The following is a 22707-nucleotide window of genomic DNA, read 5'->3' as shown; positions in this document are numbered from 1 at the left end:
CAGAGGCAGTGCAGGGGACCAGTCCTAGACCTGCGCTTCTTCTCTTATATGAACGTAACCCACACCGTCTGGGGTGTGGCAGATGGGCGTATTCTTCGCCCTTATCAACAGGAATTAAAATGAGCGAAAGCTTTGCGGAACTCTTTGAAGAAAGCCTAAAAACCCTGAACCTTCAGGCTGGCTCCATCATCACCGGTGTTATCGTTGATATCGATTACCAAGCTCGCTGGGTAACCGTTCACGCTGGTCTGAAGTCTGAAGCACTCATCCCGCTTGAGCAGTTCTACAACGACGCTGGCGACCTGACTATCAATGTCGGTGACGAAGTTCACGTTGCTCTGGACTCGGTTGAAGACGGCTTCGGTGAAACCAAGCTCTCCCGTGAAAAAGCCAAGCGCGCTGAATGCTGGATTGTTCTGGAAGCAGCCTTCGCAGCTGAAGAAGTGGTCAAGGGCGTTATCAACGGTAAGGTTAAAGGCGGCTTCACTGTCGACGTTAACGGCATCCGTGCGTTCCTGCCAGGTTCTTTGGTCGACGTTCGTCCAGTGCGCGACACCACGCACCTGGAAGGCAAAGAGCTCGAGTTCAAGGTCATCAAGCTCGACCAGAAGCGCAACAACGTTGTCGTTTCCCGTCGCAGCGTCCTGGAAGCAGAGAACTCCGCCGAGCGTGAAGCTCTGCTGGAATCCCTGCAGGAAGGCCAACAAGTCAAAGGTATCGTCAAGAACCTCACCGATTACGGCGCATTCGTCGATCTGGGTGGCGTCGATGGCCTGCTGCACATTACCGACATGGCTTGGAAGCGTATCAAGCATCCTTCCGAAATCGTCAACGTTGGCGATGAGATCGATGTCAAGGTTCTGAAATACGATCGCGAGCGCAACCGTGTTTCCCTGGGCCTGAAGCAACTGGGTGAAGATCCATGGGTTGCTATCAAAGCCCGTTACCCAGAAAGCACTCGCGTTACCGCGCGTGTTACCAACCTGACCGACTACGGCTGCTTCGCAGAGCTGGAAGAAGGCGTGGAAGGCCTGGTACACGTTTCCGAAATGGACTGGACCAACAAGAACATCCACCCTTCGAAAGTCGTACAAGTCGGCGACGAAGTGGAAGTTATGGTTCTGGACATCGACGAAGAGCGTCGTCGTATCTCCCTGGGCATCAAGCAGTGCAAATCTAACCCATGGGAAGATTTCTCTGGCCAGTTCAACAAGGGCGATAAAATCTCCGGCACCATCAAGTCGATCACCGATTTCGGTATCTTCATTGGTCTGGACGGCGGCATCGACGGCCTGGTTCACCTGTCCGACATCTCCTGGAACGAAGTGGGCGAAGAAGCTGTTCGTCGTTTCAAGAAGGGCGACGAGCTGGACACCGTTATCCTGTCGGTTGACCCAGAGCGCGAGCGCATCTCCCTGGGTATCAAGCAACTGGAAAGCGATCCGTTCTCCGAGTACGTTCAAGAGAACGACAAGGGTGCAATCGTTAAAGGCATCGTGAAGGAAGTTGACGCTAAAGGCGCCATCATCACTTTGGGTGACGATATCGAAGCGACTCTGAAAGCCTCCGAAATCAGCCGTGATCGCGTTGAAGACGCGCGTAACGTTCTGAAAGAAGGCCAGGAAGTAGAAGCCAAGATCATCAGCGTTGACCGCAAGAGCCGCGTAATCCAACTCTCCATCAAGTCCAAGGACGAGATCGAAGAGAAAGAAGCAATCCAGAGCCTGCGCGACAAGCCAGCGACCTCTGACATTGCTTCGGGTCCGACCACTCTGGGCGACCTGTTGCGTGCACAAATGGAAAAACAGAACTAAGTTCTGTCAGACCATAGAAAAAGGGCGACTTCGGTCGCCCTTTTTTGTGTCTGGAATTTGGGTTTTGCCCATGGGGGTGATGGGGGTATGGGGCAGGGCTGCCCTGAGGCTGCGTGCGGGCGGCGGGTTGCTGGTTTCGGCACTGCCAGCGCTTTATGGGTAAAACGTCTCCTGTGCGCTCACGGGGCCGAGCTACTGTTCTCGCGGGTCATGTGAGGGTTGCCATGATTTGTGCAAGATAAGTCAAGCTACAGGCTGTTCAAATTCATCTGGTCATGCTAAAACCTTCGGAGCGCTTTTCCTAGCTGCTTGAAAAAGAAGGGAAAAATATGACGAAGTCGGAGTTGATCGAACGAATTGTCACCCATCAAGGGCTGCTCTCATCCAAGGATGTGGAGCTGGCCATCAAGACCATGCTTGAGCAAATGTCCCAGTGCCTGGCCACTGGTGATCGAATAGAAATCCGCGGCTTTGGCAGCTTCTCGCTGCACTACCGCGCCCCACGCGTGGGCCGTAACCCAAAAACCGGCCAGTCCGTCAGCCTCGACGGCAAATTCGTGCCCCATTTCAAGCCGGGCAAGGAATTGCGGGATCGAGTGAACGAAGATGAAGAAGACGGCGTCTGAGTTTTTTTGGGATAGGAGAAGTTTATGCGCGGTGTTAAGCGCGTCGCCCTGGTACTGATTGTGCTGATCGTCGCCTTGGCGATCCTGGCCTTCGTACTGGAAAACCAGCAAGACGTCGCCCTGGCGTTCTTGGGGTGGTCTACACCACAGCTGCCGATCTCGGTGTTTGTGACATTGGCGTTGATTGTCGGGATGTTGGTGGGGCCGCTCCTGGGGTTGCTGGCCCAGCGCAAGAGGCGCCAGAAACCCGTAGTGTAGGGCTGATCTGGTGGGGTAGACCGTTTGTCGCCTGTGTTACAGGTTTAAGCCCTCCTTTTGACGTTTGCTCCCCTGGTTGGGAGGTACAAAGCGCTTCTCTGTCCTCAGGAAATAGTGACTTTAGGACTTGTCTGAATCATTTTCCCTGCAATCTCTTCGATAATTAGGAATTACCTGATAGACATGTCAAGTCTTGCAATGTTACAGCGAGATGGCAAAATGCAACCTGTTCTCGATTCCAGTCATTTTGTGTGTCCAGAGCCTGGCAGCGACGCCGGGCGTTTTGGCCGACCCTTATAAATATAAAAAAACCACAAAATCGTCTGCATAACGAGCCCGCAGTTTCTCTTTGAAGGCAGGTTTTTGTTGTGAGTAGTAGCTTCCGCGCGCCCCCGATTCCTTCGTCCAACGAGATTGATCTCGTTGCGCTTTTTCAGGCTATCTGGAAGCAGAAAAAGTTAGTCATGGCTGCTACCGCAAGCGCCGGGCTGATTGCTGCGATCTATGCGTTCCTCACGCCTCCTCAGTATGAAGTCAGCAGTGTATTGCGTCCGGCCGCAATCAACGAGCTGGATGCTTTGAATCGCTCCGAGATTTATACACTTCCTCCTGGTGATGCGCTTATCAGAGTGGGCGCCTCATTGGAGTCCTACGATACCCGCTTAGGTTTTTTCCGTTCAAACCAGAAGCTATTCAAGGCATTTGAGCAGCCTGGCAGGACCTTGGAGCAGAGTTTTGAAGAGTTCAACCGCAACTCTATTGAACTCATTCTGCCCGACCCGAAGAAAGCCAACTCTCTGAGTGCCTATATCAAGCTTGAGATGAGTTACCCGAAAGGTGTGGATGGCGTTGCTATTCTCAACGGTTTCATTGATTACGCGATTGCCACAGAGCGTGAGCAGATTGCGGCGGATCTGGACGTTATCGTAAAAAACCGATTGAACGAACTCAAAGGCAAGATTGATGCTGCCCGCTCCAGCTATGAGGTTGATAAAGAGGCGCGGATCGCATCGCTGCGAGAAACGGATAGCTTGCGCCGTGCGCAGTTGCAGGATGAGCTCAAGGCGTTGCGAGCACAGCTGAAGACTGGGCGCACCGACCGAGTGGCACAGTTGAACGAAGCCATCGGAATCGCCAAGTCCCTGGGGATCAGAAAACCTAGCACGCCTTCGGCTCTGGGGGAGTCAGACCGTAGCGGCTCATCCAGCGTGATGCGTACTGAAATAAATAATCAGCAAATCCCTTTGTACTTCATGGGGGTCGAGGCGCTTGAGGCAGAACGCACTGCGTTGATGCAGCGCAAGTCTGATGATTTTACCGAAGGACGCATCGCTCAGATTGCCAAAGAGCTGCAATTGCTCCAGTCCAACCGTGAGATTGAAGTGCTGAATCGTCGTGAAAACGAGGACCTGTTCCTGGCTGGTGTCCAGCCGGTACGTGCTGAAGAGGCCCGTTTGCGTAACCTGAGCATTGATATGAGCCGGCTGAAGCTGGTGACTATCGATAAGCAGGCGTTGGAGCCTTTACGTCCGGTCAAGCCCCGGAAGGTGTTGATTATCCTGCTTGGCATGGTTCTGGGTGGCTTTATCGGCGCTTTTATTGTCGCGATTCGCCATCTCGTCAAAACCCGTCAGCCTCAACCGCAGTCGGTAGTGCTATCCGTACAACCCGGCTCGCCGACCATGGTAGGTAGCGATGCAGGTTTGAACAAGCCGTTATAGATGACCGCGCGATCCGCATTGTGCTCCCAGGCAATGCGGGATTTGATTTTATATGGAAACTAGCCTGCAACTTGTTGTCTATAGCGCATCGGGACAAGTGGTTCTAGGCTTCACGTCTCGCGTGATACCTGGAGTCAACCGGTGTGGCTGGCATTTGTTGGGCCGTTTTCCTTACCGGCGGGTTTTATTCATGTAAAAAAACGGCAGCGACCTGCGGCGGATGGATCATAATCACGCGAGTCGATCAGCCCAGCCTGTGTGGTCATTTTCCGGCATAGAGTGGTATCTATGTCGCGCAGGAGATAGCAGAAGGTGAGGGCTCCACCCCAAAAAGATTAAATTTTCATATTGGCGACTCTGGATTGCTAGCCGCAGGCATTGAAATTGCGGCTCAATACCGAGAAGCTACGCGCTATTTTTCACCCGCCTACCCATGTGTTGGCCTGGTGTAATGCAGATATTTAAGGAAGTTTTACAGAAATGACGGACATCAAACGCAAAGGCATCATCCTCGCTGGCGGCTCTGGGACGCGTCTGCACCCGCTGACACTGGGTGTATCCAAGCAAATGTTGCCTATTTTCGACAAGCCGATGATTTTTTATCCGCTGTCGGTGTTGATGCTGGCTGGCATGCGCGAAATTTTGATCATCTCTACCCCTGAAGATCTGCCTTGCTTTAAAAAGCTCCTGGGAGACGGCAGCCAGTACGGCATTCAGCTCAGCTATGCCGAGCAACCCAGCCCGGACGGTTTGGCCCAGGCCTTCCTGATTGGCGAGGAGTTTATTGGTGACGATCCTTGCTGCCTGATCCTTGGTGACAATATTTTCTACGGCCAGCACTTTTCCGATAACTTGCGCTCCGCGATGTCCCAGACATCCGGTGCGACAGTCTTTGGCTATCACGTATCAGATCCTGAGCGTTTTGGTGTTGTTGAGTTCGACGCCACTGGTCGGGCATTGAGCATCGAAGAAAAACCAGCGAAGCCGAAGTCTAACTACGCAGTAACAGGCTTGTACTTCTACGACAACCGAGTGGTGGATATTGCCAAGAACATCAAGCCATCACCGCGTGGCGAGCTTGAAATCACTGACGTCAACCGCGCCTATCTGGACGACAAGTCATTAACTGTCGAGATGCTGGGCCGTGGTTTTGCCTGGCTGGACACTGGTACTCACGAGTCGCTCCTGGAGGCGAGCCATTTCGTCCATACCATTGAGCACCGTCAGGGTCTGAAAGTCGCGTGCCTGGAAGAAATTGCCTTCCACAAAGGCTGGATTACTCCGAAGCAACTGGGTATCCAGGCGGAAAAATTGAAGAAGACAGGCTATGGCCAGTACTTGCAGAAACTTCTGGAAGAGGCCTCAAAGGCATGAAACTGATTCAGACTGCTATTCCTGACGTTGTAATCATTGAGCCAAAGATTTTTGGCGATGATCGTGGCTGGTTTATGGAAAGTTTTAACGAGGCGCGGTTTCATACAGCACTTAAAGAACTCGAGCTGCCCATTCCGCGAGCGTTTGTCCAGGACAATCATTCCTGCTCGGCAAAGGGTGTGCTAAGGGGGCTGCACTTTCAGCGCGCACCACATGCCCAGGGCAAGCTGGTGCGTGTGGTACGCGGTGCTGCGTTTGATGTGGCGGTGGATATTCGGCCTGAGTCCAGCACGTATTTGAAATGGGTCGGTGTGCACCTGAATACGACCAACAACCATATGCTCTGGATCCCAGAAGGGTTCGCGCATGGCTTTATCGCGCTAGAAGACGACACTCATTTTCTGTACAAAACCACTGATTACTACGCTAAGGAGTCGGAGGGCGCGCTTCATTGGAGTGACCCGGCACTGAACATTGATTGGCCTGATGTTGGGGATTACCTCGTCAGTGAAAAAGACGATAGTGCGCCTGGGTTGGATGCGTTTTTGGAGGCGCAGCAATGAGTTTGATCGAAATTTTGGATATCGAGTCGAGAGGTGATGAGCGGGGTCAACTGATCGCCTTAGAGAACAACAAGAATATTCCTTTTGATATCAAACGTGTTTATTACCTTACCCAAACCCGGGAAGACGTTGCTCGTGGTTTTCATGCTCATAAGGAATTGATGCAGGTTGCGGTCTGTATATCGGGCCGATGCCTTATGAAGTTGGATGATGGGATTAGCCAGGAGGAGGTTTGGCTGGATTCACCTGTCAAGGCGATTCTCATCAGAAAGATGATTTGGCGTGAAATGCATCATTTCAGCCCGGATTGCGTCCTGCTTGTCTTGGCGAGTGAGCTTTACGATGAGCAAGACTATATTCGTAGTTATTCTGACTTTAAGTCGCTGGCCAAATCGTATTGATATTCTGTCAGTTGTCATGGGGTGTATGACGGTTACGCACTAACGTGGTAGGTTGATTTTAGTCTGTTGTTTGGCCGGAATGATCAGGTAGTTTTAAATGATAAAATTTTTAGAGTTGAAAGATATAAACAACCTTTGCCGCGATGAGTTGATTGCTGCTTGTACTCGTGTTGTTGACTCTGGTTGGTATATCGGCGGAACGGAACTCCAGATTTTTGAACGCGAATTTGCGGCTTATTGTGGCACTCGACATTGCATTGGTGTGGCTAACGGCCTTGACGCTTTGATATTGGTTATCAGAGCGTGGAAAGAGCTGGGTTGCATGAGCGAAGGGGATGAAGTTATTGTTCCTTCCAACACTTACATTGCAAGTGTTCTGGCCATTTCTGAGAATGGGTTGGTCCCTGTACTGGTAGAGCCTGACCCTGGCACGCGGAATCTCTGTCCAGCTAAAATTGAATCTGCTATCACGAAGAAGACCAAGGCAATTCTTCCTGTTCATCTTTATGGTCGAATGGCTGATATGCCTAAGATTGTGGATATTGCTAAACGACACAGCCTATTGGTGCTGGAAGATTCTGCTCAGGCTCATGGTGCCCATATTGATGGGAAAAAGGCTGGCAGTTGGGGGGATGCATCGGGGTTCAGTTTCTATCCAGGAAAAAATCTTGGTGCGCTAGGTGATGCTGGTGCCGTGACAACCAATGATGATGAATTGGCCGCTACAATTCGAGCACTGGGTAATTATGGATCGTATGAAAAGTACAAGAATACTTATCGCGGTGTGAATAGTCGGCTTGATGAAATCCAAGCGGCTTGCCTATCGGTTAAGCTTAAGTATTTGGATGCGCAAACCGCTTATCGTCGTGAGATCGCACAGCTGTATACTACGACAATAATAAACCCCCTCATTACTTTGCCGGTCACGTTAGATTTTGATGCGTCAAGCAACCCCAGTCATGTCTGGCATGTATATACGGTATTGTGCGAGCAGCGAGATGAGCTTCAGAAGCATTTGTCGGACCATGGTATACAAACATTGATTCATTATCCAATCCCTCCTCATCAGCAACAAGCATATTTAGAACTTGCAGGAAAATCGTATCCGGCTGCGGAGCGTATACACCAATGTATATTAAGTTTGCCAATCGGCCCTACCTTGTCGATGGTGGAGGCGCAGGCTATTGTCTCGGCTTGCAATAGTTTCGGTCGATATTGATGAATCTTGTTAAAACCAGTCTTTTGAATGGCATTGCCGTTGCTATAAAAATGTTGACCTTACTGGGGTTGAACAAATTGTTGGCCGTTTACGTCGGGCCAAGCGGTTATGCAGCAATCGGCCAGTTTCAAAATGTCGTGCAGATGCTGACTACATTTGCCAGTGGTGCCATTAATAATGGGGTGACTAAATATACAGCAGAATATGCCGGAGATGAGCGCCGGCTACATTCTCTGTGGAGAACCTCGGGTACTATTGTTTTGGTTGGTGCAACGATTGCTTCGTTGTTAATAGCGTTATTTAGTAATGAGTTAGCGTTGTTGGTTCTGGGGGATGCAGAGTTCTCTGGTGTGTTTCTTTGCTTTGCTGCTACATTGATATTTTTTAGCTTCAATACCTTGTTGCTTGCAGTGTTGAATGGTCGCAAAGAGATTGTTCTCTATGTATTTGCGAATATAGGGGGGAGTCTTTTTTCATTAGTGGTTACCTCTGTAATGGCAATCTACTTTGGGCTATATGGTGCGCTTGCTGCTCTCGCGATATATCAATCGTTGAGTTTTTTGGTCACGTTTTTACTCTGTCGTAAAACTGTATGGTTTAAAGTTCGATTGTTTTTTGGTGTTATCGATCGAAAGGTTGCATTGAATTTGGTGAAGTTCACTGCTATGGCACTGACCTCTGCTATTTGCATGCCCATTAGCACGATGCTTATTCGGAATGATATTGTTTCAACGCTTGGCTGGGATGCGGCAGGATATTGGGAGGCGATGCTTAGACTCAGCGCAGCCTATCTTCTATTGGTGACCACTACTCTGAGTATTTACTATTTACCTCGTCTGTCGGAAATTACCACTAAGAAAGAGTTGATTTTCGAAATAAAGCAAGGCTACAAAATTATTCTTCCTGTTGCTATTTTTGCAGGTGTCGCCATGTATTTTTCGCGCGACGTGATAATTTTTTTATTGTTCACAATAGATTTTTCTCCGGTGCGTGAGCTATTTGCTTGGCAAATGGTAGGTGACGCGTTGAAAATTGGTAGTTGGATTCTTGCTTATTTACTTTTGGGTAAGGCGATGTATAAGACCTACATAGTTACTGAGGTTGTTTTTTCTGCGTCTTATGTATTATTTTCTTGGTGTTTTGTGCGTCAAATAGGCTTGGAAGGTGTGGTATTAGCTTATGCAGTGAATTATGCACTTTATTGGGTTGTTATGATCACATGCGTGGCAGTCTATTTTAGAAAAATGAGCAGCACTTCGTCCTCTGTAGTTAAATAAGGTGTATTAGATGTTGACTATTATTATTCCTGCCTATAATCATGAAAAATATATCATTGAGGGGCTTGAGGCCGCCTGTTCGGTTGATCTGCCGGGAACAAAAATTATCATTATTGATGATGGGTCCACTGACTCAACCAAACTAAAAATCGAGCAGTTTATTCAAGAAAAAAGTCCTAAAAATGTTGATTTTTTGGTTAAAAAAAATGGCGGTGTTGTTTCGTCTTTGAATCTTGGACTTGAAATGGCGAACACTGAATTCGTTTACTTTGTCGCCTCAGATGATATTCTTTGTTCTGAGGGGGTTGTGGCATGTGTCCAACAGCTGAAAAATCAGCCCTCTGCTATGTTTTGCATTGGTGCTGGAGTGAGCTTTACTAGCGACTTCCCTGAAGTAAAAAAACCTGTTTATAATAAGTTGCATGAAGAATTTTTTTCTATGAGCGCTTCTTCGCGGGTAAATGCACTGTACTTGAATTATCCCCAGCCCATTCTCCTACAATCAACTGTCTTTAGACGTGCTGGTTTAAATGAAGTAGGTGGATGGGATCGGCGTATTATTTTAGACGATTACTCAATGTTTATAAAAATGTTTACTAAGTTCCCTCTACTGAATCGGGATTTTTTGTATGCGTCGAAGCAAGTAGTAGTAAAGTACAGGCAGCATGATGCTAATGTCCATAAAAATATATCTCGGCAGTTTTTTATAATCAACCAAATGTTGGGCTTTTTGGCGCCTGCTGGACTTTATTCGAGGGCTCTGGGGAAAGTGCTTGCAATGCATTTTTTAGGGGCTGTTCGATTAGGTCGTACTGCCGATGGCCTCGGTCTCTTTAAGGGGGTTTCAATCGGTGCTAAGGTATATTTTGTATATTATCTTATCTCCTACATTTTCGGATTTTTTTTGCGGTTTTCAAGCAAGTTGATGCGGAGAGTTTTCGGTTGAAACTATCACTCAATGAGTCGGGGCATCGATTTTATTTTGGGGGGCGCTGGAGGAGGGCAACTCCAGGTGCTATTGTTGCGTTTTTTTTTGTTGCAACGGCCTCATTGTTGATTGCATTGCGCCCCATGGGTTTGGACTACGATTATCAGACCTACTTAGAGTACTACGACCGTATCCTTGAGGGTGATCCGCCTAGGGTTGAAATTGGCTATCAACTAATTTCACTTTTTTTTGATTGCGTTGGAATTGGTTTTGTTGGGGTGCTTTATATATATGCCTTTATTGCATTATATGCAAAATTTAAGTTTTTCCAAAGGGTAGGAAGTCATCATCGTGTGCGTGAAGGGTTATTTTTTGGATTGGTTTACTTTCTTGTTTTTTTTCCTGTCTGGGAGCTTACGCAGGTTCGCAATGCGGCAGCAGTAGCTGTGGTTACCTTGGCTCTTCTTGAAAATCGAAAAATTAGTTCGATTTTCTACTTTTTATTTTCTGTGCTTTTACATAACGTTAGTTTTTTGGTTGTCGTACTGTGGGTTGTTCAACGGTTTTTCGGATCCTTGAAGTATCCTATTGTTATAGGAATAGCTTTGGTGGTTTTTTTAGGGCTTGAGTATGCGCCCTATTATCACCAGTATGCAGCTGATGTATACCAAGAAGATTTTAATCCACTTTCTTTGAAAAACTTATTTATAGTATTCACATTTGTCTATATTCAGTTTTGCAAACAGCCTTTGGCGAAGAGTCTTGCATATTATTCATTGGCTTTATTGTCGTTTTATCTAGCAATGGGGAGAATGCCGGCTGCTGCTATCAGGGTTGCGGATATTTCACTCTTTTTTGCCTTGTTGGCTTTATCCCTTGCGCATCTGCGATTCAGTTGGCTTTATAAGTTATTGACCGTTTTTGCGTTGGGCTACGTTTTTACGAATATCAGTTATTTAGGGGAAAGTCCTCTAATCAACTTGGACGCGATTTCATGGGCTGGCTAAGGAGTCGACCTCCTATTTTAGCTATAAATGAGTTGTATGTTAGAGGTGGAAGTGGCTAAAGTTGCTGCGGTAGTAGTCGGCTATATGCCGGAAATAGACGTCCTGGACAAGCTGCTAATTTCGCTTGGTTCGCAAGTGGATATGTTGATTTTTCTCGATAATGGAGGCGCATCGAAAGTGCTGATGGGCGCCCCCAGCGAGCGGCAGTCCCTCGTTTATATGGATATGGAGGGGAATAAGGGCCTTGGGGCAGCGTTAAATAAGGGCTTCGAGTTAGCGGTTAATGCTGGTATGGACTATGTAGTTACTTTTGACCAGGACAGTCACGCTGAACCTGAGTTGATTGCGAACCTAGGCGCGGCAATGGCTCAAGCCAAATTAAAAGACTCACGTTGCATTGCCGTCAGTCCGGCTTTTTTTGATCGTCGGGACGGAAAGAGGATTAACTTTCCATTTTACCAATCTACTAATAACGTTATTAAGCCAGTGTTCCATTCTGACGATGAGCATGGTTTAGTAAAGGTTGATATTTTGATTACTTCAGGGATGTACATCAGTACACAAGCCTGGATTGAAGGTGACCAATACAACGAAGGTCTGTTTGTAGATTTTACCGACTCTGAGTGGTGTTTTCGGGTTAGAGATCAAGGGTATACGCTTTATGGTTGCCTGAACGTAGAGATGGGGCATGCTTTGTCCGATGCACCACCAGTCAAGGTTTTTGGCTTGAGTTTTCTTCGATACTCCCCGGTGCGCCGATACTTCTTCTTTCGTGCCACAGTTGCGGTGTGCCGGATGAGCCATACGCCCACCTGCTGGAAAAAGCGCCTATTATTGGCATTGGTCTTGCGTTTCTTTGCGAACCTATTGATCGACAAAAACAAAATCCAGTCTTTGAAGATGATGTTGCGTGGGGCGCTCCATGGTTGGCAGAAAAAACTGGGCCCGCTGCGATAATATTCAACTGTGATTGAGTTCCCTCGTGCCTGTACGTGGGTTAGGTATTAAAGGTAGAGAGTTATGCAACCACGGATCTTGGTTTTACTCGCAGCTTATAACGGTATGCGTTGGATCTCTGAACAGGTCGATTCGATCCTGGGGCAGGAGGCGGTCTCTGTTTCATTACTGATCAGTGTAGATCGCTCTGATGATGGCACCGAGAGTTGGGTCGACCAGTTGTGTCTTCGTGATTCGAGGGTCAAATGCCTGGCCCACGGAGAGAGATTTGGGGGCGCGGCCCGAAATTTCTTTCGTTTGATCAACGAAGCGCCAACTGATGATTTTGATTACTTTTCATTCGCTGATCAGGATGATATTTGGTTGCCAAACAAGCTAATCAGTGCGACCAAGTTCATGCTTGAGAAAGATTCTGACGGTTACTCTGGGAATGTCACAGCGTTTTGGCCTGATGGTCGTGAGTCGATCATCGTGAAGTCGCAGCCACAGGTAGCATATGATCATTTGTTCGAAGCGGCCGGGCCCGGATGTACGTATGTCTTTTCTCTGCCTCTGTTTGCTCAGCTTCAACGAGATATCAATAGTCGCTTTGGGCAGGTGCAAAATGTCACCCTGCATGACTGGTATTGTTACGCTTACAGTCGTTCATGTGGCTTTAAATGGGTGATTGATGCCCAGCCTTACATGCGTTATCGCCAGCATGGAGGTAATCAGGTCGGTGTTAATAGTGGTGCCAAAGCATTTAAAAAACGGTTGTCTCAGGTTTTTGATGGCTGGTGGCTAAATCAGGCCGCGCTGATTGCCAGCATGGTCGGAGTGGTGAACGACCCTTTTGTGCGACGCTGGATTGGACTGGGGCGCTGGGGGCTGCTCTGTCTGGCGGCCAATGCGTCTAAGTGTCGCAGACGCCCCCGAGATAAACTGGTGTTCAGTGGATTGTGTTTGGTGTTGGTGGTGTTGAGGCAGAAGAAATGAAAACCCAGTTATTGATCACCGGTAGTAGTGGCTTCGTCGGGCGTCAACTGATCCAACACTTACAGGGCCATTCAGATTACAACGTACGCGCTCTTGTCCGCCGTATGCCCGACGTTTTGGTCACAGGTGTTGATTACGCGGTACTCCCCGATTTCTCTGCAGTGACAGTAGAGGGCCCGGCGCTGCAGGGTGTTGACGTTGTTGTTCATCTAGCATCACGTGTGCATGTTATGAATGATACGGAATCTGATCCTCTCGAAGCGTTTCGCAGAGTCAATGTAGGCTACACGTTGCAATTGGCCCGTAGCGCTGTCGCCGCAGGGGTGAAGCGTTTTGTCTTCGTCAGCTCTGTAAAGGTCAATGGTGAGCAAACCGCTCTCGGCAGGCCATACAGTGAAACCGATATTCCTTCACCCGTTGATCCGTATGGTGTCTCTAAAATGGAGGCCGAGGATGCACTTAGAGAGCTTGCCGCGCAAACAGGTCTTGAAGTGGTCATTGTTCGTCCAGTGCTGGTTTACGGTCCGGGCGTCAAGGCCAATTTTGCGAATATGATGAAGTGGTTGAAAAAGGGCGTTCCATTGCCATTTGGTGCTATTACTAACCAACGAAGTCTTGTGGCGTTAGATAATCTGGTCAGTTTTATCTTGACCTGCGTGTCCCATCCTGCTGCTGCCCACCAGACGTTTTTGATCAGCGATGGTGAGGATGTATCCACCACTCAATTGTTAATTCGTTTAGGCAAATCTATGGGTTCACCTGCTAGGCTCATCCCGGTTCCTGAGTGGTTGTTGGTGCTAGGAGCGACGATATTGGGGCGTAAGGCTCTCTCCCAGCGACTGTGTGGTTCGCTGCAAGTGGATATTACAAAATGCCAGCAACTATTGGGCTGGGCGCCAATCGTCACCCTTGACGAGGGTCTCGACGCAACCGCGCAACATTACCTTGGTGAGCAAACTCAATGACGTATTGGTACATCTTTCCCTTTGTCGCGCTTGTGTCCCTGTTACTGACAGCTGCGCTGCGTCAATACGCGCTGCGTCGTAGCATTATTGATGTTCCTAATGCACGTAGCTCTCATACGGTACCAACGCCCCGAGGAGGGGGAGTAGCAATTGTACTTACGTTCGCACTCTCGCTGTTCATACTGTCACTCTTGCAACTGGTGTCGATTGCTGAGAGCGTCGCGCTCTTGGGATCAGGCCTACTGATCGCGGTGATTGGCTTTATGGACGATCACGGTCATATAGCCGCGCGTTGGAGGCTGTTGGGGCATTTTATTGCCGCCGTGTGGGTACTTTATTGGATGCAAGGGTTGCCCCCAATCACGGTTTTTGGCTTTTCTCTTAGTCTTGGATTGTTTGGTAATTTGCTTGGTGTACTTTACTTAGTTTGGATGTTGAATCTTTATAATTTCATGGACGGGATAGATGGCATCGCTAGTCTGGAGGCTATTTGTGCATGCGTTGGCTTGTCGCTTATTTATTTTTTTAGTGGTCATGAGGCATTGATATGGGCGCCTCTTTTACTGGTCATGGCAGTTGCAGGATTCTTATATTGGAACTTCCCACCTGCTCGAATTTTCATGGGGGATGCGGGGAGTGGGTTTCTCGGCATTGTCCTAGGTGGCTTTTCGATACAGGCAGCTTGGGTCGGCAGTGAGTTTTTTTTCGCTTGGTTGATCATGCTGGGAGTTTTTATAGTAGACGCTACCTTCACCTTGGGACGGCGGCTGACCCGTGGGGACAAGGTCTATGAGGCCCATCGTAGCCATGCGTACCAATTTGCCTCTCGCCAGTTTGGAAAGCACCTCCCTGTAACGGTGTCGATTGGTGTTATCAACGTTGTCTGGCTTTTCCCTCTGGCTCTCTGCGTTACGTTACTGGGGCTGGATGGTGCTCTGGGCGTAGTAATCGCTTATGTGCCGCTGCTGTTGTTGGCAGTAAAATACAAGGCAGGTATGCCTGAGTAGATGTCTGGATAAGGGCGGTATTGACTGCTTTTTTCTTCTATCCGGGCGTAACCTGTATGATCAGGGAGCGTCTTGGATGGAACGACAAGCTCTAGTTGTAATCTGAACGGCTTGTCGTTCGCAGAAGCACCAGATATACGTTGGTCGTTGAAAGTTTTAATTTAATTGTGAGTAGTAAGGTCGTCAGAAAAACATGGATAAATTACGAACATTCCTGCTGAACCTCCCACGCAGGCAAAAGCGCATCCTCCAGGTCATCGCCGACATCGTACTGGTCTGGCTCGCCCTCTGGATGGCGTTTGTTGTTCGTCTGGGGATCGATGAATTGGTCAATCCCATCGTGTTGCATTCATGGCTGTTCATCAGCGCGCCAATTGTTTCGATCCCGCTGTTTATCCGTTTTGGCATGTACCGCGCCGTAATGCGGTACTTCGGTAACGATGCGCTCATCGCTATCATCAAGGCGGTCAGCCTGTCGGCGTTGATCTTGGGGGTTGTCGTCTATTGGTACAGCAACCACGAAAATGTGGTGCCACGCTCTATCGTGTTCAACTACTGGTGGCTCAGCCTGATCATGATTGGTGGTTTGCGCCTAGCCATGCGTCAGTACTTTCTGGGTGATTGGTTTGCAGCAGCCCAGCATGTACCGTTTACCAGTCGCGATGATGGCCTGACCAAGGTTGCAATCTACGGCGCAGGTGCTGCCGGCAATCAACTGGTGGCGGCGCTTCGCATGGGGCGGGTCATGCGTCCGGTGGCGTTTATCGATGACGACAGCAGCATTTCCGATCGCGTCATCTCTGGCCTCCAGGTGTTCAAGCCCAAGCACATTCAACAGATGATCGATACCACCGGGGCCCAGGAAATTCTGTTGGCCATTCCGTCGTCCAATCGTGCCCGGCGTCGCGAGATTCTTGGCCTGTTGGAAGGATTTCCGCTGCATGTACGCAGCGTGCCGGGTTTCATGGACCTTGCCAGTGGCCGGGTGAAGGTTGATGACATTCAGGAAGTGGACATTGCCGACTTGCTCGGGCGTGATGCCGTGCCTGCCCAGGGCGACCTGCTGGAGCATTGCATCAAGGGGCAGAGTGTCCTGGTGACGGGGGCGGGTGGTTCTATTGGTTCAGAGCTTTGCCGGCAGATCCTGACATTGCGTCCTACTACCTTGTTGTTGTTCGAGCACAGTGAATTCAACCTTTATAGCATCCTGTCCGAGCTTGAGCAGCGTATCAACCGTGAGTCGCTGCCTGTGCGCTTGCTACCGATCCTTGGTTCGGTGCGCAACCAGGCCAAATTGCTTGACATGATGAAGGCCTGGCATGTTGATACGGTTTACCACGCGGCAGCCTATAAGCATGTGCCGATGGTTGAGCACAACATTGCCGAGGGTGTCTTGAACAATGTCATTGGTACCCTGAATACCGCCCAGGCGGCGCTTCAGGCGGGGGTCTCCAACTTTGTGCTGATCTCCACAGACAAAGCTGTGCGCCCGACCAATGTCATGGGCAGTACCAAGCGTTTGGCCGAGTTGACGTTGCAGGCGTTGAGTCGTGAGTTGGCACCGGTATTGTTTGGCGACAAGACCAACATTTCCCGCGTCAACAAAACCCGTTTCACCATGGTCCGCTTTGGCAATGTATTGGGCTCGTCTGGCTCGGTTATTCCGTTGTTTCACAAACAGATCAAATCGGGTGGTCCGCTGACTGTCACTCACCCCAAGATCACGCGTTACTTCATGACTATTCCTGAAGCGGCCCAGTTGGTGATCCAGGCAGGCTCGATGGGGCAGGGTGGGGATGTGTTCGTGCTCGATATGGGCGAACCGGTGAGAATCGTCGAACTGGCCGAGAAGATGATTCACCTGTCCGGCCTGAGTGTTCGCTCGGAGAAAAACCCACATGGTGATATCTCAATCGAGTTCACTGGGCTGCGCCCCGGTGAAAAACTCTACGAGGAGCTGCTGATTGGCGACAACGTCGTGGCCACCCAGCATCCGATGATCATGAGTGCCAATGAGGATCATCTGGATTGGGAGATACTTAAAGGGAAGCTGACAGAACTACTCGCAGCGGTTGATGCGGACGACTACAGCAGGGTCCGTCAGCTGCTACGCGATACGGTCAGTGGATATGCTCCGGATGGTGAGATCGTGGACTGGATCTATCAGCAGCGTCGCCTGGAGCCTTGAGGCCCACAAGCAGGTCAATATTGCCGGGAATTGGCGTTTTTCAAGGTGGTTGTCGCGTTCACCGTCGTGTTACGCGACTTGTACAACTACTGTCTGTTCCCCTTTCAGGGTTCAGAAACATCTTCTCGATGGGGCTCCTCCAGTTATGGGTCTTACGTGACCATTGTTCTGGCCTTTTTCTCTCGCCTGTCTATAAATCGTATCGCGACGAGCCAATATTTTCTGGTCGTTCTCTCGTGAGGTTGAGCCGCTGTTACTAAGCAGACTCGGCATCTGACGATGGTCGATGTTGTACCAAGTCATATAATTTTTTACCCTGATATGCGGTAAGCGGCTGGGGGATGTCACCTTCCGAACTCCAGTATTAAGGATGATAGCCCGCGTATTTTTAAGCGGGCGCCTTCGTCTTAACGTTAAGGTTTGACTCAGAGCGAAGTAGGGCATGCGTGTTTCATGAGGTAAGATTAGGCTAATCAACCATTAATGGAGTAGACAACGATGAGCAAATTTTTTGTCCATGCGATGGCCCTTTGCGAGTCAGTAAATATAGGGGATGGGACTAAGGTATGGGCTTTTTCGCATGTCCTTCCCGGTGCCGTTATTGGAAAAGACTGCAACATCTGCGATCACGTTTTTATTGAAAACGACGTGGCGGTTGGCGATCGGGTGACTGTGAAGTGCGGCGTTCAACTTTGGGATGGGGTTGAGCTTGGAGATGACGTTTTTGTAGGCCCAAATGCCACATTTACGAATGACTTCTATCCCCGCAGCAAGGTGTACCCCGAAGTATTCCTACGAACGAAAGTTCTGCGAGGCGCATCACTTGGGGCAAATTGCACGATCTTGCCAGGGATCACTATAGGTATGAATGCCATGGTGGCTGCCGGAGCTGTGGTAACGAAGGATGTTCCAGACAACTGTGTGGTCGCAGGCTGCCCAGCAAAAGTAATCGGCCCGGTGAAAGACTCTCGGCTACAGTAATTTATAGCTTGTCTAAGTGCCAGAATAGAAGCTATGGATGTTTATTCGATTAACGCATCAAGCTGAAGCCCTTGTGTAGTATGGCGTTCCTGAGGAGTCCAGACTCTGCAACTGCCCGAAAACTTTTCTTCGGGCACTTAACCGTTATTAGCCATTGGTCGCAGCCCAGGTTTTCTTCTGGGCGAAAAATAGTTCGGTTATCCCGAAATACGCCCGAAATGAGGGTGGGCGAAAAAATGGATGTCTATCGCGCAAATTATTGAAGTACATCCTACGTCTAAGACGAAAAGTTCTATCTATAGGCGAAATCGGAGGTTGTCGCAGTCACTTGTCGGTTGGGACAGCCGAAGCTATCGCGGCTTACACTTTGCAATACCTCCATTTTTGACACCTTCCCCACATCACCTAAGTTTGAAAAGCAGCTTCGCAAAGCTGCTTTTCCCACTGATGTCATGGAGCGTCTCTAATGCGTAAATCCGTTTTTTCCTCCCTGCTTTTTGCCGTTCTCACCAGCCTGTCCGTCATGGCCATGGCCGCCCCATCGGCCAAGCCCGAAGCGCCAGTACCGGTAGCGGCCCAGGTAGATAAAAGCGAACAGTCGGCCCCAAAAATCAACCTCAATGCAGCAGACGCTGAAACCCTGCGCCGTGATCTGTTCGGCATTGGCGCCGCCAAGGCCAAGGCGATCATCGCTTATCGCGAGTCCAATGGATCGTTCACGGCGGTGGATGAGTTGCTGGAGGTGAAGGGGATTGGCAAGTCGCTGCTGGAGAAGAATCGCGACAGGCTGGAGGTCAAGTAATCAGGGCAGGAGGCCGGTCATTGACCGGCCTTTTTTGCGTTGGCAGTGGCGGTATTGACCTCGGTTTTCAGGCTTTGCCGCACGACGTCGAGTATGCGTGCCGCCAGCTCCGGGTTTTCGACACTGCGCGCTAGCACCAATGCGCCTACCAGTGTCGACATCATCACCAGGCTCTGCTCGTCAGCATTGGGGCTGCCCAAGGCTGTTTCGATTTGCTTGAGGCGGGCGTCGAGGACGGTGTCGGTGGTGGGGCTTTGTTGCCCACGTTGCCCCAGTTCCGAGGACATAGTGGGCAGCGGGCAGCCTTGGTCGGGGGAGGTGTGATGCCACTTTGACAAGTAGCTGTCGATAAAGGCTTCCAGCGGTCGCTCCTGGCTGAAGAGCATCGCGCAATGCGCGTCCAGTTCGGCGGAGGCCGCTTGCAGGGCCTTTTCCACCAGTTCGTCCTTGGATTTGAAGTGGGCGTAGAACCCGCCATGGGTCAGGTTCAGGGCTTTCATCAGGGGCTGCAGGCCGGTGGCGCCGATGCCGTCGCGGCGAAATCGCACCGATGCCTCTTTAATGATGCGCTGGTGGGTTTGAGCTTTGTGATTGTGCGAGTAGCGCATAAGAGGGCCCTCTGAAACATCGCGCCATATTAACCAAGGTTCGGGGAGGTTTCTCGGGCCGATTACAAATTTGCTCAAATCTGGATCGGTTCGCCTGGCGTGCTGCCGATGACGGTCAGCACGGGGCGTTGGCTTCAGCGATCCTGCGCATCCTTGGCGTCGGCCTGAGCATTGCGCTCGGCCACGCGTTTGCGTTGTTCGTCGGTCAGTTCCACTTTGTTGGCGCTGTCACGCAGCATCATCAAGCCACCAACGATCGAACCGATGGCGACTACCATGATCAACCAGGCATACCAGGGCATAGGGCTCTCCTTGAGGCCGACTGCCATGGGGAACATTCCCCACGGCACTATCAGCTTTGAGTGACGGCGTTCGTCAGTCGTTCCATTGTAGGCCCGTTCTGCCGCGCGGGTTTAGAGCCCGGTCAACATTGCATCTGCCGGTGCATCGGCGCGGTCTTGGGCGGTCAGTTGGAAGTAGATGAAGCCTGCGGCCATGAACCCGAGGAAGATCAGGCCGATCAGGGGGTTGAACCACGCCATGGCCACCAGGCACACCAGCGCCAGGATCAACGCAATGGCTGGCACGATGGGGTAGCCCGGCGCGCGGAAGGTGCGTTCCAGCAGCGGTTCGCTCTTACGCAGCTTGAACAGGCTGAGCATGCTCATGATGTACATGACGATGGCGCCGAACACGGCCATGGTGATCATCGCGGCGGTCAGGGTCATGCCGCCAAGGTTGATCAGGCCATCGCTGTAGATGGCGGCGATGCCCACCACGCCGCCGGCGAGGATGGCCCGGTGGGGTGTCTGGAAGCGTGACAGTTTGGCCAGGGAGGAGGGCAGGTAGCCGGCTCGGGCCAGGGCGAAGAACTGGCGCGAGTAGCCAAGGATGATACCGTGGAAGCTGGCGACCAGGCCGAACAGGCCGATCCACACCAGCATATGCAGCCAGCCGGAGCTTTCGCCCACCACGGTTTTCATTGCCTGGGGCAAGGGGTCGTTGATGTTCGACAGGGTGCGCCAGTCGCCCACGCCGCCAGCAAAGAACATCACGCCCATGGCCAAAAATACCAGGGTCAGGATGCCGCTGATATAGGCCTTGGGAATCGTGCGCTTGGGGTCCTTGGCTTCTTCGGCGGCCATGGCGGCGCCTTCGATGGCGAGGAAGAACCAGATGGCGAAAGGGATCGCCGCAAAGATCCCGGCAACCGCCGGCGCGCCAAAGGTGTCGGCGCCTGCCCAGCCGTTGAGGGCGAAGTTGCTGAAACTAAACGCCGGTGCCACCACGCCCATAAACACCAGCAACTCGGCCACGGCCAGCACACACACCACTAATTCAAAGGTCGCGGCCAATTTCACCCCCAGAATATTCAAGCCCATGAACACGAAGTAAGCTCCGACCGCCGCGTGTTTCGGGTCGAGTGCCGGGAATTGCACATTCAGGTACGCGCCAATGGCCAAAGCGATGGCTGGGGGCGCGAAGACGAATTCGATCAAGGTCGCCAGCCCGGCAACCAACCCACCTTTCTCGCCGAACGCCCGGCGGCTGTAGGCAAACGGCCCGCCTGCATGGGGAATCGCGGTGGTCAGTTCGGTGAAGCTGAAGATGAAGCAGGTGTACATGGCGGCGACCATCAATGACGTCACCAAAAAGCCCAGTGTCCCGGCCACGCCCCAGCCATAGCTCCAGCCAAAGTACTCGCCGGAGATCACCAGCCCCACGGCGATGCCCCACAGGTGCAAGGTGCCCAAGGTGGGCTTGAGTTGTGTGTTCATTGTGCTGCTCCCTGAACGGTTTGGAATGTTTCAGGGCATTGCAGCGGCCATGCCAGCTCGGGAAAGGCTGTCCTAAAGCGTTGTGGCTATCACCACGAGGATGATTTGGCGTTTGAATGGGAGATTGCACGCACCAGTCTAGGGCAATATCGTTCGGAGGCGAGCGGGCTTGCTCCGTGTTGGGCTGAGAAACAGTCCTGATTAAATTCCCCAGGGGGTATCAGATGTTGCGCATTGCCTTCTTGGGCAATGCGCCCTTTTCATCGTCTTGTCCTTAATTCCAAATGCTTTGGAATATGGGGACTAGCTTTTTGTTTCCTGATTCGCTCATATGGTTGTCATCCCAGTAGAGTGGCTTGCCATTTATTGATCCGTAACAAAGCTGCGAATCGCATAATTCGGGCTCGGGGTCGAGAAGCTGGATTCCGCATGATTTGGCAGCGTCCTCCATGACGGAAACCACGAACTGGTTTCGTGATTTGTACTCACTCAGCGGGAGGGTTATATCCTGGCTTTTTCCGAAGCGCACCTCATTGCGCGCAATGGTTGTCGGGACGTTTTTTATCATTTCGGGGATCGGCTTTGTTACATATACAGGGCGGTTCTTGGCGATCTCACACATGGCAGATACATAGCGCTTTCTGAAATCCTCTTTATAGGTTGCATCCAAGACCCCAGGCTCGTTGAAGTACATTAGTGGGCCCCTCGTTCTGTCTTGGTATTCGTTGTGCCCAAAGACATAGACGGAAGATCTATTTATCACCACCAGTGGTACACCAGGCAGGGTTGTCTTGAGTTCTTCAATTTCTTTTCTGACAAAGTCACCGCATTGGTAACTGGAAGGCATCCCTTGCAATTTCATACCCGGTATTGTCATGCAACTGATATAGCCCAGGTACAGTGTTGACTTTTCTGGTCCTGCTGCCTCAACCACCGCGCTGACGACAGCATCAGAGTGGCTGTCGCCCATCACAATAACGCTGACAGGGGCGTCTTTTTTTCCGAATATACACTTGGGTGAGTCAACTCCGCTTTCTATGAAGCACGTTTTGCTTGCGGGGTTCTTGTTAGTACGCTCGATATCAGCTTGTGCCGCGATCTTGCTGACTCTTGATTCAAACCCTTGCTTTACGAACACCGTACTAGCACATGCACCAATCACTAGGGATGGTCTGAAGTAGCCATGTATTTCCCCGGCATACCACCTAGCGCAACTTTTAAACTCGCCAAATGATCAAAAAACAATCAATTCGACGAG

At 50.6% G+C, this 22707-nt stretch carries 22 protein-coding genes; 18 read left to right on the top strand and 4 right to left on the bottom strand.

Features of this window, described 5'->3' with window-relative positions:
- The first annotated feature begins 119 nt into the window (after positions 1 to 119).
- The 18 genes from rpsA (at position 120) to AO268_RS14935 (ending at position 19063) form a co-directional block, all read left to right on the top strand.
- Entirely contained in the window at positions 120 to 1814 is a 1695-nt protein-coding gene (gene rpsA / locus AO268_RS15020; RefSeq protein ID WP_029298694.1) for a 30S ribosomal protein S1, read from the top strand.
- 329 nt (positions 1815 to 2143) lie between these two features.
- Positions 2144 to 2440, top strand: coding sequence for an integration host factor subunit beta (gene ihfB / locus AO268_RS15015; protein WP_032888918.1), 297 nt, complete (start codon positions 2144 to 2146; stop codon positions 2438 to 2440).
- A 24-nt stretch (positions 2441 to 2464) separates the two neighbouring features.
- Positions 2465 to 2698 (top strand): lipopolysaccharide assembly protein LapA domain-containing protein, encoded by a 234-nt coding sequence (locus AO268_RS15010; RefSeq protein ID WP_099169122.1) that lies wholly within the window; start codon positions 2465 to 2467, stop codon positions 2696 to 2698.
- Between the two features lie 368 nt (positions 2699 to 3066).
- The gene (locus tag AO268_RS15005; RefSeq protein ID WP_099169121.1) at positions 3067 to 4419 is read left to right on the top strand and encodes a Wzz/FepE/Etk N-terminal domain-containing protein; all 1353 of its coding nucleotides are present in this window, start codon (positions 3067 to 3069) and stop codon (positions 4417 to 4419) included.
- 480 nt (positions 4420 to 4899) lie between these two features.
- Positions 4900 to 5793 (top strand): glucose-1-phosphate thymidylyltransferase RfbA, encoded by an 894-nt coding sequence (rfbA, locus tag AO268_RS15000; RefSeq protein ID WP_099169120.1) that lies wholly within the window; start codon positions 4900 to 4902, stop codon positions 5791 to 5793.
- Positions 5790 to 6356, top strand: coding sequence for a dTDP-4-dehydrorhamnose 3,5-epimerase (rfbC, locus tag AO268_RS14995; protein WP_099169119.1), 567 nt, complete (start codon positions 5790 to 5792; stop codon positions 6354 to 6356). The genes rfbA and rfbC overlap by 4 nt, the downstream gene beginning before the upstream one ends.
- Positions 6353 to 6757, top strand: a complete 405-nt coding sequence (locus AO268_RS14990; RefSeq protein ID WP_099169118.1) for a sugar 3,4-ketoisomerase — start codon at positions 6353 to 6355, stop codon at positions 6755 to 6757. The genes rfbC and AO268_RS14990 overlap by 4 nt, the downstream gene beginning before the upstream one ends.
- A 97-nt stretch (positions 6758 to 6854) precedes the next feature.
- Positions 6855 to 7976, top strand: a complete 1122-nt coding sequence (locus tag AO268_RS14985) for a DegT/DnrJ/EryC1/StrS family aminotransferase (protein ID WP_099169117.1) — start codon at positions 6855 to 6857, stop codon at positions 7974 to 7976.
- Entirely contained in the window at positions 7976 to 9253 is a 1278-nt protein-coding gene (locus AO268_RS14980; RefSeq protein ID WP_099169116.1) for an O-antigen translocase, read from the top strand. The genes AO268_RS14985 and AO268_RS14980 overlap by 1 nt, the downstream gene beginning before the upstream one ends.
- A gap of 10 nt (positions 9254 to 9263) precedes the next feature.
- Positions 9264 to 10199 (top strand): glycosyltransferase family 2 protein, encoded by a 936-nt coding sequence (locus AO268_RS14975; RefSeq protein ID WP_099169115.1) that lies wholly within the window; start codon positions 9264 to 9266, stop codon positions 10197 to 10199.
- A complete protein-coding gene (locus tag AO268_RS14970; protein ID WP_169901163.1) occupies positions 10196 to 11188 on the top strand; it encodes an EpsG family protein in 993 nt (330 codons plus the stop codon). Before AO268_RS14975 ends, AO268_RS14970 begins: the two co-directional genes overlap by 4 nt.
- A gap of 36 nt (positions 11189 to 11224) precedes the next feature.
- Positions 11225 to 12145: a glycosyltransferase gene (locus AO268_RS14965; protein WP_169901164.1), complete on the top strand. Its 921-nt coding sequence runs from the start codon at positions 11225 to 11227 to the stop codon at positions 12143 to 12145.
- A 63-nt stretch (positions 12146 to 12208) separates the two neighbouring features.
- Positions 12209 to 13120, top strand: a complete 912-nt coding sequence (locus AO268_RS14960; protein WP_099169112.1) for a glycosyltransferase — start codon at positions 12209 to 12211, stop codon at positions 13118 to 13120.
- A complete protein-coding gene (locus AO268_RS14955; protein WP_099169111.1) occupies positions 13117 to 14085 on the top strand; it encodes a UDP-glucose 4-epimerase family protein in 969 nt (322 codons plus the stop codon). The genes AO268_RS14960 and AO268_RS14955 overlap by 4 nt, the downstream gene beginning before the upstream one ends.
- Positions 14082 to 15092, top strand: coding sequence for an MraY family glycosyltransferase (locus tag AO268_RS14950; RefSeq protein WP_099169110.1), 1011 nt, complete (start codon positions 14082 to 14084; stop codon positions 15090 to 15092). Before AO268_RS14955 ends, AO268_RS14950 begins: the two co-directional genes overlap by 4 nt.
- Before the next feature lie 193 nt (positions 15093 to 15285).
- The gene (locus tag AO268_RS14945) at positions 15286 to 17280 is read left to right on the top strand and encodes a polysaccharide biosynthesis protein (protein ID WP_099169109.1); all 1995 of its coding nucleotides are present in this window, start codon (positions 15286 to 15288) and stop codon (positions 17278 to 17280) included.
- 498 nt (positions 17281 to 17778) lie between these two features.
- The gene (locus AO268_RS14940; RefSeq protein WP_099169108.1) at positions 17779 to 18261 is read left to right on the top strand and encodes an acyltransferase; all 483 of its coding nucleotides are present in this window, start codon (positions 17779 to 17781) and stop codon (positions 18259 to 18261) included.
- A gap of 466 nt (positions 18262 to 18727) precedes the next feature.
- On the top strand, positions 18728 to 19063 hold the full coding sequence (locus tag AO268_RS14935; protein ID WP_099169107.1) for a ComEA family DNA-binding protein: 336 nt from the start codon (positions 18728 to 18730) through the stop codon (positions 19061 to 19063).
- Between the two features lie 17 nt (positions 19064 to 19080).
- Here AO268_RS14935 and AO268_RS14930 read toward each other — a convergent pair whose 3' ends face one another.
- From AO268_RS14930 to AO268_RS14915, 4 genes are all read right to left on the bottom strand, one after another.
- Positions 19081 to 19671 (bottom strand): TetR/AcrR family transcriptional regulator, encoded by a 591-nt coding sequence (locus AO268_RS14930; RefSeq protein ID WP_099169105.1) that lies wholly within the window; start codon positions 19669 to 19671, stop codon positions 19081 to 19083.
- A gap of 134 nt (positions 19672 to 19805) precedes the next feature.
- Entirely contained in the window at positions 19806 to 19973 is a 168-nt protein-coding gene (locus AO268_RS14925) for a DUF2897 family protein (protein WP_003172675.1), read from the bottom strand.
- A gap of 111 nt (positions 19974 to 20084) precedes the next feature.
- Positions 20085 to 21449, bottom strand: a complete 1365-nt coding sequence (gene eat / locus AO268_RS14920; RefSeq protein WP_099169103.1) for an ethanolamine permease — start codon at positions 21447 to 21449, stop codon at positions 20085 to 20087.
- A 274-nt stretch (positions 21450 to 21723) separates the two neighbouring features.
- Positions 21724 to 22587 (bottom strand): SGNH hydrolase domain-containing protein, encoded by an 864-nt coding sequence (locus AO268_RS14915; protein ID WP_099169101.1) that lies wholly within the window; start codon positions 22585 to 22587, stop codon positions 21724 to 21726.
- Positions 22588 to 22707: the final 120 nt, after the last annotated feature.

This window comes from Pseudomonas sp. ICMP 8385, from assembly GCF_002699915.1.
GTDB classification, from domain to species: domain Bacteria; phylum Pseudomonadota; class Gammaproteobacteria; order Pseudomonadales; family Pseudomonadaceae; genus Aquipseudomonas; species Aquipseudomonas gessardii.
The sequence above is the reverse complement of the archived record's forward strand: the minus strand, read 5'-3'. Positions and strand labels throughout refer to the sequence as shown.